General features: G+C 39.1%; 14 protein-coding genes and 2 pseudogenes. 8 read left to right on the top strand and 8 right to left on the bottom strand.

All coding sequences use genetic code 11. The features are described from left to right. Positions 1-280: 280 nt before the first annotated feature. Genes DK861_RS02705 through vgrG form a run of 6 tightly spaced genes read right to left on the bottom strand, consistent with a single transcriptional unit; the run spans position 281 to position 8,270 of the window. On the bottom strand, positions 281-1,405 hold the full coding sequence (locus DK861_RS02705; protein ID WP_109399187.1) for a hypothetical protein: 1,125 nt from the start codon (positions 1,403-1,405) through the stop codon (positions 281-283). After that, positions 1,402-1,665: a PAAR domain-containing protein gene (locus tag DK861_RS02700; RefSeq protein ID WP_109399186.1), complete on the bottom strand. Its 264-nt coding sequence runs from the start codon at positions 1,663-1,665 to the stop codon at positions 1,402-1,404. The genes DK861_RS02705 and DK861_RS02700 overlap by 4 nt, the downstream gene beginning before the upstream one ends. A gap of 12 nt (positions 1,666-1,677) precedes the next feature. Beyond that, positions 1,678-2,679, bottom strand: coding sequence for a DUF6396 domain-containing protein (locus DK861_RS02695; protein WP_109399185.1), 1,002 nt, complete (start codon positions 2,677-2,679; stop codon positions 1,678-1,680). A gap of 4 nt (positions 2,680-2,683) precedes the next feature. Next, entirely contained in the window at positions 2,684-3,649 is a 966-nt protein-coding gene (locus DK861_RS02690) for a DUF6396 domain-containing protein (protein ID WP_109399184.1), read from the bottom strand. Between the two features lie 3 nt (positions 3,650-3,652). Further along, positions 3,653-5,572 (bottom strand): phosphatidylserine/phosphatidylglycerophosphate/cardiolipin synthase family protein, encoded by a 1,920-nt coding sequence (locus tag DK861_RS02685; protein ID WP_109399183.1) that lies wholly within the window; start codon positions 5,570-5,572, stop codon positions 3,653-3,655. A gap of 1 nt (position 5,573) precedes the next feature. Next, a complete protein-coding gene (gene vgrG, locus DK861_RS02680) occupies positions 5,574-8,270 on the bottom strand; it encodes a type VI secretion system tip protein VgrG (RefSeq protein WP_109399182.1) in 2,697 nt (898 codons plus the stop codon). A gap of 903 nt (positions 8,271-9,173) precedes the next feature. On the opposite strand from vgrG, the gene DK861_RS18395 reads away from it, so the two are divergent. The 4 genes and pseudogenes from DK861_RS18395 to DK861_RS02665 all read left to right on the top strand — a co-directional run bounded on the left by DK861_RS18395 (position 9,174) and on the right by DK861_RS02665 (position 10,972). After that, the gene (locus DK861_RS18395) at positions 9,174-9,296 is read left to right on the top strand and encodes a DUF3944 domain-containing protein (RefSeq protein ID WP_239452125.1); all 123 of its coding nucleotides are present in this window, start codon (positions 9,174-9,176) and stop codon (positions 9,294-9,296) included. Beyond that, the gene (locus DK861_RS18390) at positions 9,277-9,750 is read left to right on the top strand and encodes a WYL domain-containing protein (RefSeq protein WP_239452124.1); all 474 of its coding nucleotides are present in this window, start codon (positions 9,277-9,279) and stop codon (positions 9,748-9,750) included. Before DK861_RS18395 ends, DK861_RS18390 begins: the two co-directional genes overlap by 20 nt. Next, positions 9,737-10,157, top strand: a pseudogene (locus tag DK861_RS02670) (antirestriction protein). The gene DK861_RS18390 and the pseudogene DK861_RS02670 overlap by 14 nt, the downstream one beginning before the upstream one ends. A 126-nt stretch (positions 10,158-10,283) precedes the next feature. Continuing rightward, positions 10,284-10,972, top strand: a pseudogene (locus tag DK861_RS02665) (DUF932 domain-containing protein). Between the two features lie 107 nt (positions 10,973-11,079). On the opposite strand, the gene yajD reads toward DK861_RS02665, so the two are convergent. Continuing rightward, positions 11,080-11,427: an HNH nuclease YajD gene (gene yajD / locus DK861_RS02660; protein ID WP_109399181.1), complete on the bottom strand. Its 348-nt coding sequence runs from the start codon at positions 11,425-11,427 to the stop codon at positions 11,080-11,082. A gap of 183 nt (positions 11,428-11,610) precedes the next feature. On the opposite strand from yajD, the gene DK861_RS02655 reads away from it, so the two are divergent. Together DK861_RS02655 and DK861_RS02650 are read left to right on the top strand one after the other, a co-directional pair. Further along, positions 11,611-12,144 (top strand): DUF2058 domain-containing protein, encoded by a 534-nt coding sequence (locus DK861_RS02655; protein ID WP_109399180.1) that lies wholly within the window; start codon positions 11,611-11,613, stop codon positions 12,142-12,144. A 110-nt stretch (positions 12,145-12,254) separates the two neighbouring features. After that, positions 12,255-12,731: a cold shock domain-containing protein gene (locus DK861_RS02650; protein WP_162556753.1), complete on the top strand. Its 477-nt coding sequence runs from the start codon at positions 12,255-12,257 to the stop codon at positions 12,729-12,731. A gap of 10 nt (positions 12,732-12,741) precedes the next feature. On the opposite strand, the gene DK861_RS02645 is transcribed toward DK861_RS02650, so the two are convergent. After that, positions 12,742-13,458 carry an RluA family pseudouridine synthase gene (locus tag DK861_RS02645; RefSeq protein ID WP_109399178.1) on the bottom strand — a complete coding sequence of 239 codons (717 nt, stop codon included), beginning with the start codon at positions 13,456-13,458 and terminating at the stop codon, positions 12,742-12,744. Positions 13,459-13,582: 124 nt separating this feature from the next. Here DK861_RS02645 and DK861_RS02640 point away from each other — a divergent pair, with 124 nt between their 5' ends. Together DK861_RS02640 and DK861_RS02635 are read left to right on the top strand one after the other, a co-directional pair. Next, the gene (locus DK861_RS02640; RefSeq protein ID WP_109399177.1) at positions 13,583-13,828 is read left to right on the top strand and encodes a DUF2543 family protein; all 246 of its coding nucleotides are present in this window, start codon (positions 13,583-13,585) and stop codon (positions 13,826-13,828) included. Between the two features lie 197 nt (positions 13,829-14,025). Beyond that, positions 14,026-14,766, top strand: a complete 741-nt coding sequence (locus tag DK861_RS02635; protein ID WP_072065002.1) for a MurR/RpiR family transcriptional regulator — start codon at positions 14,026-14,028, stop codon at positions 14,764-14,766. Positions 14,767-15,023 lie beyond the last annotated feature (257 nt).

Genomic DNA, 15,023 nt, shown 5'->3' with positions numbered 1-15,023 from the left:
ATGTGAGGTGTCGTTACAAATGTAGGCGGATCACATGGAAAGCTTGATACAATGTATTAAGTTATTAGTATTTTGATTTATAATGGTTTTAATTTTAATTCTTAATTTTATACATCCATAATGTGTTTATTTAGAATAAGACGTCACTAAATAGTGCTGATAATATTTTTCTAAATTAAAAACATTAATATGAACGTCATTATAATCGGGCATGTAGGCTGTAATAAGTATGCGTTAATAACATCATCCCCTTATCTATTTATTCATCAACTATGTGATGCTAGATAATGACTTGTTGCAATAACAGGTTATTTCCATTTTGATGAATTATCAGGGCGGGCATCAGAGCTTCACTAGCCAAAGAGAGTGTCACGCTATGTCTTGCTAAACCACCTATACCCAAAAATACGTTCGAGTCGTAAAAATGCTCAGAAAGACAACGCATATTTTGTTGAACATAGTGTGGAATACATTCTCCTTTATCACTCTCACTCACATTACTGTGCCAAAGCGCGGTTAATTGAGGGCCACTTAATTGAAATTCACATTGTGTCTTTAATGCATCAGCAAAAGCGTCGCTCTCTGTGGCTATCGGGCGTAGAAGTTTTGCTTTAATCGGGGCTTTTAGTTGTTCATAGAACTCTTGGGGGGCAAGCAATAGACTCGTGGCTTCTTCACTAGCCGTTTCAGCTAACTGAAACGTTAATATCGCGTATGCTTTAGGTTCAAAAGGACTTTCATACAGCGCTAATAACCATTCACTGAACGACGCGTAGGGTAACATTTCGACAGTGTCTAGCGGTAATGATAAGTGTACCGCTTCTTGTTGAATAAGCGCTTGCCAATCAGTCTGTTGTTCTTCTGCTTGCCAATATAATGTTATTGGCACAGTAAGATTGTATTGATAATAATATTCTGCAATGGGTGCCAGTAATTTTTGCACCACCCTTTCTTGTTTTTCCCATACAGAACATGATTTCAACTGTTCGAGTTTGAGGATATTGTCTTTATTGGGCGTCAATGAAGATAAAGGCTCATCTTCTTTTTTCTCTTCATCAATATGCGTTAATCGAGCGTGCGTTAATAGTCCAAGATGCTTACCCGCCCAGTGACGCCACTTTTGTCTTGCATCATCAAGCATGTCGGTAAAAAGTTGATGACGATAAGAAGCAAGAGAATAAATAAAGAGTCGGATTAGGCCAATGAGTAACGCGGGACAAAGCGCAAAGACAACGATCAGCATGGTGTTGTTTATCGTGGGTGATAGCATTTCATTTATGGATAAATAAAGGCCGAGTGCAAATCCAATTGCTCCCATCATTATCATGATAAATAACCAACGTATAAAACGAGGAGGTTTAGGGGCGGGTGGGGGCGTCAAGGAAGGGATCTTCCAACTTATCATGATTGTTCACCTGACGATGATAAGCTGGCAATCAGCGTACAACCACATTCGGTTTGAAAACCATTGAGTGCAACTTGACGCCCTGATATTTTCATACGCGTTGAACCGGGCAAAATAGTGTTTATTCCATGTCCTTGCTTAGGGCAAATTACCTTATCGCCGACAAGTGCTATCGGTTTACTGTACATGATGGAACCCGATGCGGTAATCACTTCACCACCATGTGTTGTCTTGTCACCTAAACGAATAATCGCGCGCATACTTATATCCTTTTATTGGCTTATCTGTTGTTTTTTATACTCAAAAGTACCATCCCATTCCGGTAATTCCGCAGGAGGAAGAGGGACAATTTTATCGATATCAGGAAAGCGTGCCTCGGGATTATTTCTAATTTCTAATTTGATGGATTCATAACGAGCGGAACGTTCAAGATCGGGTTTAATAGGGAGATAATACATTGATTTTTCTTTTATATTAGGCTTAAAACCTTCTGCTAATGCTGAGGCTGAAGCTCGGTAGCCATTTTTTATAGCTAATTGATGATATTTCATTCCATTATCTAAATCCTCATCTACATCTAGATAATATGTTGCTAGATAATATGCAGCTTTTCCATGTTGCTGCTGTGTTGCACAGTCTAACATTTTTTTACCAATATCAGGGCTATAAGCTGGATTATCTTGCATATTATCGAGTCTTTTAGAAAGGAAAATATCTCCAATGACAAATTGTGCTTCTGAATTTCCTAAATCAGCGGCTTGGCGAAAATAAGCTAGTGCGCGGGTTCTATCTCTGTTGACACCATAGCCCGTATCTAAATAATTTCCCATTTGGTAATAACCATAGCTAATATTGAGTGTGGCCATTTTACGGGCAATATCCCATGCTTCTTGTGCAGGGCCTTTTCCTGCAAGTGGCGCAACTTTACCATAGCTAATTAAGTTACCCAGATTGAGCATCGCTTTAGGGTGATTACGCTCAGCCGCTTTACGATAGAGTTCACCAATTTGGGTATAGTCTCGTTGGTATTGATTGACCTTTTCAAGCTTACGGGCGTGTTTAAACCAATGGTCGGCTTCAGAGTCAATCGGCGGTAACATGTCTTTTTCATAGACACAAGTAAAGGTTAAATCGGGTTCGACTTTTTGATTTATTGAGGCGTCTTTTTTATCTAACGGCTTACAACTTATCAGCAATAACACACTGCAAATGATTAGGTATTTGGCGCTATCGCGGATAACGGATAATGTTGTCGATAAAAAAGAAATAACCATTTAATTATTGCGCCTCAGCCTGTTTTTTATACTCAAAGGTACCATCCCATTCGGGCAGTTCCGCAGGAGGAAGGGGGACAATTTTATCAATATCGGGAAAAGTGGCGGTTTCATTAGAAGCATCGATTTCTTTTACGATAGCTTGGTAACGAGCTGAGCGCTCAGGATCAGGTTTGACTGCAAGATAATAGTAGTCTTTGGGACTTGTATTGGTCTGAAAGCTTTTACTTAAAATCGAAGCACTAATACGATACCCATTTTGGGCTGATAATTGAAAGTATTTTAGTGTGATACCTGTATCCTTTTCGACATTTTTAATGTAACTAGCTAACCTATAGGCCGCTTCTCCACTTCCTTGTAAACTAGCACAATTGAGTAATTGTTTACCAATTTCAGGTCGATAAGCAGGATTATTATTATCCCCAATTCGTTGTGAAATAAAAATATCCCCAATCACATATTGTGCTTCAGGATTTCCTAAATCGGCGGCTTGGCGAAAATAAGCTAGTGCGCGGGTTCTATCTCTATCAACACCATAGCCGGTATCTAAATAATGTCCCATTTGGTAATAACCATAGCTAATATTGAGTGTGGCCATTTTACGGGCAATATCCCACGCTTCTTGTGCGGGACCTTTTCCTGCAAGGGGGGCAACTTTCCCATAGCTAATTAAATTACCCAGATTGAGCATCGCTTTCGGGTGATTGCGCTCAGCGGCTTTACGATAAAGTTCGCCAATTTGGGTATAGTCGCGTTGATATTGATTGACCTTTTCAAGTTCGCGGGCGTGTTTAAACCAATGGTCCGCTTCAGGGTCAACGGGCGGTAAAGTGTCTTTTTCATAGACACAAGTAAAGGTTAAATCGGGTTCTGCCTTTTGAGTCACCGTGATATCCTTTTTTTCAATGGGCTTACAACCCACAAGTAAAATAAGACTTAGCAATAATGCCGTCTTGATTTGGTTTTTCATGATTTAATCCGAGTTTTTTAGATTAATGGTTTTATCTTCAAAAGGAATTAAGGAGCTTTGTGGTGAATTTCTATCCTTTTTTAACTCTTTATTGACGTTAATAACCTCTTTCCAATCTTCAAACTCATCCGTTAAATCATCAGAAACACTCCCCGTTCCTTTATGCAATCCCCATAGCCTTTCTCTTAACGGTTTAACAATGGGAAAATCGTCGGTATCTTGCAATACCACAGCAATTTCACTATCAAATGCCATACTGCGTAGATTAATATTCGCAGAGCCTTGAATTAAAAGCGTATCGTCAACTAAAGTTAATTTGCTATGCACATATACGGGTTGCCATTTATCTGAATCAGGCGATACCAATGTACATATCATGGTTTCTAGACCTTCAATTTTTTCAGGTTTAATATCATCAGGGTTTTGAATATGCTCATCAGGAATATAAAGCCCCCAAAATGAATTTCTAGGTTTATATTCTTTATCGAAAACGTGTTCTTTCATTAAATCTCGACGACCTAATTGATCTAACATCTTAAAAGTTTGATAGCCACCGACTTCATTAGAGTCGCCTACACTCGGTTTTTCCGTTGAATTTGTGACCACAAAAAGATAAAACGGGGGAGGATTAAGACCTTGTAATTGGCTATCTGTGGTTGCGGCTTCGGCAAAACGCTTATTACGTTCATTGACCATATCACGCAAATTTTGTGCGATAGAAGACAAGCGAAAATATTGGTTCTCAAAATAGATATAATGACGAGCATGTTTCACACCATGGTCGTAAGCTTTTAAAATATCGTATTCGTTATATTCAGGTTGAGTACGGCAAATTTTACCACTGGTCTTTATTAAGGGATGTTTTAAAAAAGTATAGCGGTTAGCGATAGCATTAATTTGTGCATCACTAGGCGTATAATCACAACGTGAGCAGTTTTTTCTTTGGGAAAGCTGTTTCAAGTCTTCCTTATTTGCTGGTCCTGCTTTTTCCCATGCCGTCACAAAGTTATCATTTAAATCATATAATAACTCGCCATACACACAATTTGAGGTATCTTGCCATGCGGTAGGCCCATCACGTCCTTGATTCGGGTCATAACGTTCAATGCTATGAGCATCTTGATCCCAATATTGAGAATGCATATTGTGCCCCATGACAAAACCAATGGCATCGAGACTATCTTCATAATCGATTAATACCATTTTTTGATGATGGGTAGAGCCGCCTGCAAGTGCCGCCCATCGAATACTTAATGCTGATTCTTCACTCGAAAATTGATGGTTTGTTTGTTTAGTGACCTCGGCTAATCGTGAGCCGGGGATACTCATAGAAAGGGCACGTACGCGTACAGATAGGTTGGGAATTTCTTGTCGTAGGGCTTTCCTTGTCCAAGCAATATCAAATTGGTACTGTTTCTCTGATTGATAACCTAATTTTTCACCAAATACATGATAGTCATTAGTATTAAAATGCGTATATTCAGGTAGCTTAAGTGGTTGCCCCCAACCAGGAAAGCTTTTTTCTGCCAATTTTCCCACATGGTCAAACCAAACTAACACCCGAACTTGAATACCTTCATTGGCTTTTTGCGCTAATAATTCACCAATATTGGGATAACGTCCTGTCGATATTGGCCCCCCTTCTCTTTCAAACCACATAGACGGCTGAAAACCCCAGGTAATAATATCGATGCTTCTTTTCGCTTTTCGAATTGCTTCAGCAACGGCTGCAAAGGTCTCTTCACCGTTAACCAGTGGAGAATAAGCGAATAGGCTCATGGGGTATTTCGTTCTTTCAGGTATCCAACTTGGCGTTGCTATTGTCTGCATACACTGAGATACGGGAATTTCAATCATCGGCGGTGTCGCTGATTGAGGAAGTTTAACCCCCATAGGAAATTGATCCCACAGATTGCCAGCCATATTACTTATCTCCCTTGTAGGTTGCTAAAAATTGAGCCAGATTTTCACTCCACTGATTGCCTATTCTCGATGCTTCTCTATCTTGACTTGGGGCGCTGGTTCTAAACCCTTGATTGACTGGTGAACTCTCACCCTCTTCACTATCTTCATTTTCACTGGTTGGGATTGTGATGTCATAGCGATCACCACTCAATAAATATAATTGATAGTTTTCAGTTGTAACATTGTGATTAATTTGGATATTTCCCTTGATATCACTCACCCCTTTATGAATAAGCGCACCATTGGCATAAAGCTCATATGGCTCAAATGCCCGTGCTTTCATGGGGCTTTTGGGGGAGGCACTTAATTGAAAACGTAGCGTTTGTTTTGGTAAAGACTGAGGAAATTGAGGATGTGTGATATCCATAGATTCAGGGCCATTGACCACCCAATTAGTGGCTTTTACCGTTTGATTTCCTGGGCTACCGTACTCAATTTGTCCCCCTTTTAAGCGAATAAACGCCCCACCACAGGTGAGTAATAGCTCGTCTTTGGCTGCCACCACGGTTTTCCCACCCGTACTGGTGATGGTTAAATCTTTCAGTGACGTTAAATGCATTTCATCACTTTGTGCTTGCAGTTCGACCTTCCCTTTTGCTGCAAAGGCTTTAATACCACTACTTTGAGCAAATAGACTGATGGCCTTACCCGCGGCTAAGGTAATTTTTTTGCCCACAGAAATATCCGCTTGGTGTTGTGCGGTAAGCGCAATGTTTTCACCGCTATTGACGTGAACCGTTTTAGGTGATGTTAAAGCCATTCCCGCAGGCGCACTTAACAGCATGGCATTTTGTTGTAATTCACTGATTGCCTGCGTTAATAAATACTGTTGGGCTTTGACATTGGCTAATTCTGCTTTTGCCACCTCGGCGGCTTCACGCAGAGAATCGACTAAATGAAGTGCGTCTTCTAACTGTTGTTTGGCTTCACGAATATCCAGTTGCTCAGAAGAAGCTTTGGTACGTAAATCGGTACTAATAAATAGCCCTTTACCCGCTCTGATAGCACCCCAACTGTCGGTGCGTAATTCAAAGCCGTCACCGCGCTTTTCACGTCCTTGATTAACCAAATGCCCCAAATTAAGCTGAGTTTTTCCGCCATACTCGGTACTGATTTTAATATGCTCTTCACCGCGTTTATCTTCCATGCGCAGTTTATTGTTGGCCGGCGTACGAATGACATTGCGGGTATTATTTTTATCGGTGATGGGGTCAGGGTGACGCGAGTCATGCAATGCATGGGCGATATACGGGCGGTCAGGGTCGCCTTCATGAAAGGCAATGGCGACTTCAGTGCCTTGAATTAACGGAAAATGGATACCGTAGGTATCACCGGCATAAGGCTTGGCCAGTCGTACTGGCATACTTTCATACCCCATGGGTTTATCATCACGGTCGGCATCAAACTTCACCCAGTACAAACCGGCGTCATTTTGATGGGCATAAATATCGTTATCTTTGGCACTGGTGATGCGTGCCGTTAACGTCCCTGTCACCACAGGTCGTGGCTTTAATGCCGGTCGCCAACAAAGTGTTTCGCTGTAAGGGGTGGCATAAAAACGCACATTTAAGGCATGTTCACGCCCACTACTAAAACGTAAACGTGTAATTAAAATCGGTGATTGAAAGACGGCGGGTAGTGAAGAGATTAAGCTGCTATCTGTAATGGTGAGCACTTGTAAGGGCGATAAGAAATCAGCATTACTCTCGCCTTTTAAGCGCGTTTGATGAGTAAGGAAACGCTCATGATCAAGACGTGCCCAAAAGTTGGCGGTTTCCACATCGGGATTGATTTTATCACCGCGGTTCAAATGACGCGCTTGATAGTGATACACCTCGCCATAATGAATATCATCGGCATCGCCCCGCGTCATATTGGTAACCACGGAAATTAAGGTGTCTTGTGCTTGGCGGTGGTTGTAATCTTTAGTTAAAACATTGTGTTCGACCACTTGGTGACGTAATGATAATCCCCACACGCTTTCTTGGTGATTATCATTCATGCCGGAAGGGCTATTTAACGGCAGGGTTTTATCAAAGGTATAAGCACTTTGGCGGTCGGCCAAATGGATAACTTCGGTTTGGGTTTGGTCTTGTAATGAGAAGAAATAGAAGATACCGACTTCACTTAATAAACGCTCAATAAACTGGCGATCGCTTTCGTGGTATTGGTTGATTTGCTCACGTTTAGGGTATTCATTTTTAAGCGTAAATTCAAATTCCCAGTCTTTAAAATTATGCTCACGTAAGATTTGACTCACTACATCAGGCACCGATTGATTGAGGAAAAATCGATGAGAACGAATTTGATGGCGCAATAAAGCAAACATCGGCTCAATCACTAATTGATAGCGTGCTTCATCAACCGAGCCCGATAGACGACGAAATTGAGTCACAACACCATGAACTTGTTTAGTGACAGGAGGTTGGGTGACTAAATCAGTTAAACTATTGAATGGGGGAGTAAAGGCGAGTGTGGCACTACGGCGGAGTAACTGTTGCGGTTGTAAGTCTTGGGCATCACTGGTGACAGTTATCTGATAACGATAGGTGTCGCTGATAGCCTCATAACCGGTAAAAGACTCGACATCCAATAACGCTTCACCACCTTGTACAGTAAGATGGTAACGATTCTGAGAGGGTATAAAAACATCCATGCTTATTTCCTTTCCGATGCAGGGTGGCAACCGAAAATAGAGCGGACTATCCCGTTATCCACTGCATTTATTTATTGTATATATTTACCTTAAGTTAGCAGGTTATTTCAGAGAAGGGCAAGCCAAATGGTAAATAAATTTAATATATGTGCGGTGAATAAGACTTATCTGTTCGAAGTGAGTGATTGAGTGAAGAAATCCAATAGGAGAGGTTATTCTTTGTTTGTCACAAGGTGATAATGAGCACTCGAGTAGGTTTATTTACTGTTATGTCTATAAATATTTATGCAGTAACTTGGGATGATTTGGAGGTGGTAAAGACTTCGCAAGGCGCTTCACCTTTTGAAGGCTGTGATGAGTCTATTTCATGTGAGCTTTTAGCAGAGAATAGGTGATACAGCGTGGTATAAGTGAAGTCGAGTTACCTTAAAAAGTGATCGTCATTTATTTAGTCCTAATTCCGGTAGAGAGTGTTATTTTTCTATATACGGAGTGTTGAGAAGTTGGTGTTGTCATCCCGCAATAAAGAAACAATTAATAAACGATGCAACTCGTGCCTATAAACAGAGTGTTTATAGGATAAACCGAGAAGGTAAAAACACTTAACTGTGATATAGATGCTAGTGTAAAACATCATCTTGATGAATTAGCAAAGGCGTATGATATGACTATTGTTGATTTAATTACAAAACTGATTGAGGATGAATCTAAATTAGATAATAAATCAAGAAAATCTTAGATATATATTAATCACTCGAAGCCAAACAAAGGCTTTATCATTGAAGTGACACATCCTGTCGCTTCAATCTTTTTTATTATTTTAAAATAATTATTTTGCCTGTCATACCCTGTCAGTGGGGTGTTTTATAGTAACGTCATCTTAATTAAACGAGGACACAAAAGATGGCGAACTATCGTATTGATGCAGATTTATCTTTTATTGGGCAATGCAGTAATGAAGACTTATCATTACTGTTATCGGTATTAACACACGATATTAAAGACGGTGAAAAAAGGTTGGTCTGAAACATTAACCAACACCCCTGAATATCAACTCTTTTATCCTGACCATCAAAAGTATTGGCCTGCCATTTGTGCAGAATTACAAACTTATGATGCTAACAGTTTAGTGAGTTTATTTCGTGGTAACAAAGGTGTGCTATATCATGAAATATTAACAGATGTCTGTGATAAGTTGGCGGTGTTATTGGACACTGAAGAAGCACCGCCTTATCTGATTTATCATGAAGCTCCTCAGCATTCGCCCTCGTTGTTTGGGGCGTTTGCAGTATTAACTCAATCCATTATTGATAAACGTTGTATTCAGTTCTTGTATTGCAACACCACGATAAAAGGTATCGCACCGTACAAACTGATTTATTTTAACGGTCATTGGTATTTCTGTGGTGTGAAAGTGAAAAATAAAGCCATACAGGTTTTTTATGCCCTAAACAAGGAAATTGATAATGTCTTCACTTGAACAAATTATTTCTAAAGAAGTTTCATTACGTCATCGTGATAATTATTGGTTTCAGCACTTTGGTGCTATTCCACAATGGTTAAAAATAGGATCCGTTATCTTTCACACCCTCGACCAATTATGTCCTGACTATCACGGGGCTTTTTGGTCGTTTTGTACCTTATCGAATCAAGGGGCTTATCTTTACCCTGATTTATCGGAAGAGCACCATGCTTTTAATCAACTCTCATAATGGGCATGAAACGCAGGTTTCTCCTCAAGCGATGGGGATTGTCGTGTGTTTATTGGTTTTTAGTGTGTGGTCATTTAAAACAGAAAGTGAGGTGATGTGCGAACGTTTTTATCAACTACGGGATTTTGCTTCACAGCACCCTGAAGCAGAGGCCATCTTCTACCTGATTGATTAATCTATTCTAAGTATTTTACGCTTTCCTCTCACCCCTATATTCACCTCGTTTTTCTTATCTCTATCTGCATTATTTCACTGTATTTAACGTATTTATCTAACTAATAAATTATTTAAGGAATTGATGATGAGTCGATTAGCCTCACGCTTCGGGCGTGCCAACAGTATTCGTCGTGACCGCCCATTAACGATTGAAGAATTATTTTGTACCGTACCCAGTGTTTTCTCTGAAGAAAAACATGAGTCGAGAAGTGACCGTTATACCTATATCCCTACCATTACATTACTCGATAGCCTTCAAAAAGAAGGCTTTTATCCGTTCTTTGCTTGTCAAACACGCGTGAGAGACAGCAGTCGAAAGATGCACACCAAACACATGCTACGCCTTAGGCGCCATGACCAAATCACTGGTGTGTCAAAATGGGCTAGTGTGCGGTGATACCTTCGGCGAAGTGCGTATGTCGCATAAAGACGATATTGTCGGTAAAGTAATTGAAGTAGCCTATGAGGTATTGGAACCCTTTGATTCGGTGGCTGAAAAGCGTGAACAGATGCAGTCACTATTGTTACCATCAACCAGCACAGCAAGCATTGGCACATGCCACTTTAACTGGTGAGGAACATCAACCGATCACCGAGGAACAAGTATTACAGCCTCGACATTGGGAGAATAAGAAAGATGATTTGTGGACGACATATCAGCGTTTTTTACAAGAAAACTTAATTAACGGTGGGCTATCAGGCAGAAATGCAAAAGGTAAACGAGCTTGCACCCGTTTGGTGAATGGTATTGATGGGGATGTATTTTGGAGTTAATTATTTATATATTTATAATATCGTTATAAATCATATTGTTTATATGTATATGCAACTCCTGTGATCTCACTATTTTTCACGCCTTTATTATCTAGTTACAGACACCCTTATTTTTTCTTATTTAGCATAGATTTTAAATCAGCAAAAGGATTATAGGTTGCTGCACCGATATCATCTTGTGCATCTTCACCTGCGACAACAGTTGTGCCGTATTGGTCTGCTTCTGTGTATTTTGAATGTTCGTGATCATGGCAAAACAGACACAATAACTCCCAGTTACTACCATCTTCTGGGTTATTGGTATGGTCGTGATCAATATGATGAACGGTTAGTTCACGTAAGTTCGAGTAGACAAACTCACGAGCACAACGTCCACATACCCACGGATAGATTTTCAGTGCTTTTTCACGGTAACCACTTTCTAACCGTGCATAGTTTTTGGGGATCAGAGCCATTGTTAGTATTACCTGTTATAAGAGAAGGTTTGGCGATAGTTTTCCAATATACTCTAAATACATAGGTAGGTTCAAATCGCACTAGGCCTATTCTTCTAATAAACGACCAATCTTACAATCTGATGCACTCTTGGAAATTACAGGTATAATTTCAAAAATGATTGAGCAGATTTAGGCATAAAAATGGCAAAACTTACCTTACAAGAGCAAATGTTAAAAGCAGGGCTTGTGACCAGTAAAAAAATGGCAAAAGTCCAAAGAACGGCAAAAAAATCACGCGTTCAAGCGCGAGAAGCAAGAGAAGCCGTAGAAGAAAATAAAAAAGCCCAACTTGAGCGCGATAGACTGCTTAGTGAACAACAAAAACAAGCAACTTTATCTAAAGAATATAAAGCGCAAGTTAAGCAACTTATTGAGATGAATAGAATTACACCAGCAAAAGGTGATATTGATTTTAATTTCACTGACAATAATGTGATTAAAAACATCATAGTGGATAAACTGACGCAATCCCAATTAATTAGTGGGCGTCTTGCTATTGCTCGTCTGGATAGTGCAGATAAAACGGAATACGCGATTATTCCAGCCAGTGTTGCGGATAAAATTACACAAAGAGATGTGGACTGTATCTTGTTAAATAACGCGCTTAGCGAGACAGAACAAGATGAAGACGATCCTTATGCTGATTTTAAAATTCCAGATGATTTGATGTGGTAGTAAGCAACGTAGCATATTCGCTCACAGGCATAGTCTGTATAAGCATTGTGCTTTATACTGCATCAGCAAATTTTTGTAGATAAACGATTAAGTAGGCGATAATAATGGCAATGAACGGAATAATCACAAAGTGGTTTGAAGATAAAGGTTTTGGATTTATTAAAGATGAAAACGGGGATAACCGTTATTTTCATGTGATTAAAGTTGCCAACCCTGCTTTGATAAAGACAGATGCAAATGTCACTTTTGAGCCGACCACCAATACCAAAGGGCTGTCTGCGTATGCGGTTAAAGTGATCCCAGATAGCAAATACGTTTATATTGCAGGTGAGCGAATTAAGCTAACATCTATTAAATCATTTCGAATTTATAGTGAGGAAGTATCCGCAGATACGCATATCAATAAAGAAAACACGGTACTTTCTGTCGGGACTTTAATGAATAGTATCAGACCAAAATCAGCGGATGGTGCTAATAATATGCGTACTTTGAGAAAACTGGCGATCATGACAATGCATGGAACAGAGATAGTTTTTACTGAAGATGAACTCGATATCGATGAAACAGTAAAAGCGCTCAAACTGTAAATATCGACATTTAAAACGGGCTTTCGCAACGCGCTTTTATTGGTGTTTGGCTAATAGGATGAACAAAATGAAGTTCACTTGCATGAAGCATAAGTCGCGGAGTCCGTTCAGTTCCTTCCCTTTTTGCAATTAAACCTCCGTCGCACCCACCATATAAATCACAACCTAGAATAGAATGCCCTATAAACTGGCTGTGAATACGAAGTTGATGCGTTCTCCCTGTTTCAGGGGTAAATTGTACGCGTGTTAAAGGCAATAATGTTCCATCTTCTAACGTATGATAAAAACGCTCAATAACGTGATAACCAGAGCGTGCAGGTTTACCATTAATAGGGCAAATCGACATGCGTGGGAATAGAGCGGGATCTTTTGCAATTGGTGCATCAATCACCCCTTCATTCTTTTTCAAATGACCACATAGTAGTGCGTTGTATATTTTGGTTATATTGCGCTGGCTAAATTGCTGACATAAAAGCGCATTGATTGCTTTATTGCGTGCCACAATCATCAATCCAGATGTGCCAAAATCAAGCCGATGAACAAGCGTACATCCTGGAAATAGCTTCACTAATCGATAATGCACCGAATCGATATTTTGTGGATTTTTTCCCGATAAGCTCAATAGTCCGGTTGGTTTGTTAATAATAACTAAGTGCTCGTCTTGATAAAGGATCTCGATTTCATCATGGCAAGGTGGGGCGATAAAAGTATCGATAATCGTAGACATCAGCTTATCCGCAAAAAAGAAGAAAGTGGATGATAGCGAATTTTAGGTTATCAGGCGAATGTAGAGATATACTCTTACTCATTTGAATATGGCGAGTATAAACGTTAATTCTTGGGAATAACTTATGAACAATGACATTCATTTTAAATATTATGACATGGTAGAAGAGTATGCGATGGAATCCGCAAAGCCTGTCGCTCAAACTGAAGAAGATGCGCTGGCACTTTATTTTCAGTTGTTACTCACTCGACTCACAAATAACGAAGAAATTAGTGAATCGGCGCAACAAGAGATGGCAAAAGAAGCGGGTATTGATAAAAAACGCATTGATGATATCGCTGAATTTCTAAATCGCTGGGGTAATGAATAACACGTATTGGGCTCATTAAAACGTGGGCTCAATATTATCCTAATTCACAAAATATCACTCTGAGCCTACATAACTGTATGATTTGACGTATACTCGTAATGTACTTTATTTCACATAAACTCGCAGAAAGAACAGAGCTGCTTTTTTGATGTTTGCTGTTTTCATAGAATGCGTTAGATTAATTTATTGGGTGAGATATGCTGGATTTTTTAAAAAATTATGACAATTTAACGATCAGCGAAAAAAAAGTATTAAAATATCTCACCGATAATATTGCGGATATTCCGTATTTAAATATTAATGATTTAGTTGCCAAAACCTTTGTATCAAAAACGGTGATCATTAATTTATCGCAAAAATTAGGGTTTAGTGGATTTAAAGAGCTTAAATTCCAAATTAATAATTATATTTTGACCAGAAATAAGGTTGAAAAGACGAGTGCGGCATCTTATAAAAAACAGTTAGAAAAAAACATTAATAAAACATTTACCTTAATTAATGAAGCACAAATTCAGGAGTGTGCAAAAACTTTACGCCATTCTAGGAATATTTTTATTGTTGCAAGAGGCACCAGTAAAGCCGTAGGGTATTACCTTGAACACCTATTGTTTGCATTAGGTCTACATTGCTTTTTTATTAATGATTACAATTTATCTGATTCGTTTACGCGTCTTGTTAATGAAGACGACACCGTTATTTTCATCTCTCTTTCTGGTGGCACCAAGAAAATCATCGAGACAGCAAAAATCGTTCAGTTAAAAGATGCCAATATCATTAGCATGACAGCATTTAATACTAATGAATTAACCAGTTACGCAACACATGCGCTATTTTGTTTTGCAGATAATCATGATACAAAAAAAGACGATACCAAATCACGTATTGGTTTTTTTATGCTGGTAGATTTATTGATTAACGAGCTGGAAAATCTACTTTAAAAAAAGATAACATCATCTATCTGATTTATTAGCTCCTCTTTTAATTATTAAAGCGTGAATAGTATTAATCTATTCCGTTAGAATAATTATCATTTATTCTAAAATAGCCTTTCTTTTCAATCTTACTTCTAAGTTCTAAAATAAATATTGTTTAATAGAGTAAAATTATTTATTCACTGTTATTGATTAAGTCGATAATTAAAAAAAAGACCTAAGTCATAAGTTGTGACCTGAGATAATATTTAAAACCGCCACGT

Source organism: Proteus sp. TJ1640, assembly GCF_003144445.1.
GTDB classification, from domain to species: Bacteria; Pseudomonadota; Gammaproteobacteria; order Enterobacterales; family Enterobacteriaceae; genus Proteus; species Proteus penneri.
This window is presented reverse-complemented; position numbering and strand designations above follow the sequence as displayed.

What these genes read in the sequence shown, in the direction of transcription:
- DK861_RS02645 (WP_109399178.1), bottom strand. Translation starts at nt 13,458, where the DNA reads ATGTCTACGATTATCGATACTTTTATCGCCCCACCTTGCCATGATGAA.
- DK861_RS02695 (WP_109399185.1), bottom strand. Translation starts at nt 2,679, where the DNA reads ATGGTTATTTCTTTTTTATCGACAACATTATCCGTTATCCGCGATAGC.
- DK861_RS02640 (WP_109399177.1), top strand. Translation starts at nt 13,583, where the DNA reads ATGAACAATGACATTCATTTTAAATATTATGACATGGTAGAAGAGTAT.
- DK861_RS02685 (WP_109399183.1), bottom strand. Translation starts at nt 5,572, where the DNA reads ATGGCTGGCAATCTGTGGGATCAATTTCCTATGGGGGTTAAACTTCCT.
- DK861_RS02705 (WP_109399187.1), bottom strand. Translation starts at nt 1,405, where the DNA reads ATGATAAGTTGGAAGATCCCTTCCTTGACGCCCCCACCCGCCCCTAAA.
- DK861_RS02635 (WP_072065002.1), top strand. Translation starts at nt 14,026, where the DNA reads ATGCTGGATTTTTTAAAAAATTATGACAATTTAACGATCAGCGAAAAA.
- DK861_RS02650 (WP_162556753.1), top strand. Translation starts at nt 12,255, where the DNA reads ATGAACGGAATAATCACAAAGTGGTTTGAAGATAAAGGTTTTGGATTT.
- yajD (WP_109399181.1), bottom strand. Translation starts at nt 11,427, where the DNA reads ATGGCTCTGATCCCCAAAAACTATGCACGGTTAGAAAGTGGTTACCGT.
- vgrG (WP_109399182.1), bottom strand. Translation starts at nt 8,270, where the DNA reads ATGGATGTTTTTATACCCTCTCAGAATCGTTACCATCTTACTGTACAA.
- DK861_RS18395 (WP_239452125.1), top strand. Translation starts at nt 9,174, where the DNA reads ATGGCGAACTATCGTATTGATGCAGATTTATCTTTTATTGGGCAATGC.
- DK861_RS02655 (WP_109399180.1), top strand. Translation starts at nt 11,611, where the DNA reads ATGGCAAAACTTACCTTACAAGAGCAAATGTTAAAAGCAGGGCTTGTG.
- DK861_RS02700 (WP_109399186.1), bottom strand. Translation starts at nt 1,665, where the DNA reads ATGCGCGCGATTATTCGTTTAGGTGACAAGACAACACATGGTGGTGAA.
- DK861_RS02690 (WP_109399184.1), bottom strand. Translation starts at nt 3,649, where the DNA reads ATGAAAAACCAAATCAAGACGGCATTATTGCTAAGTCTTATTTTACTT.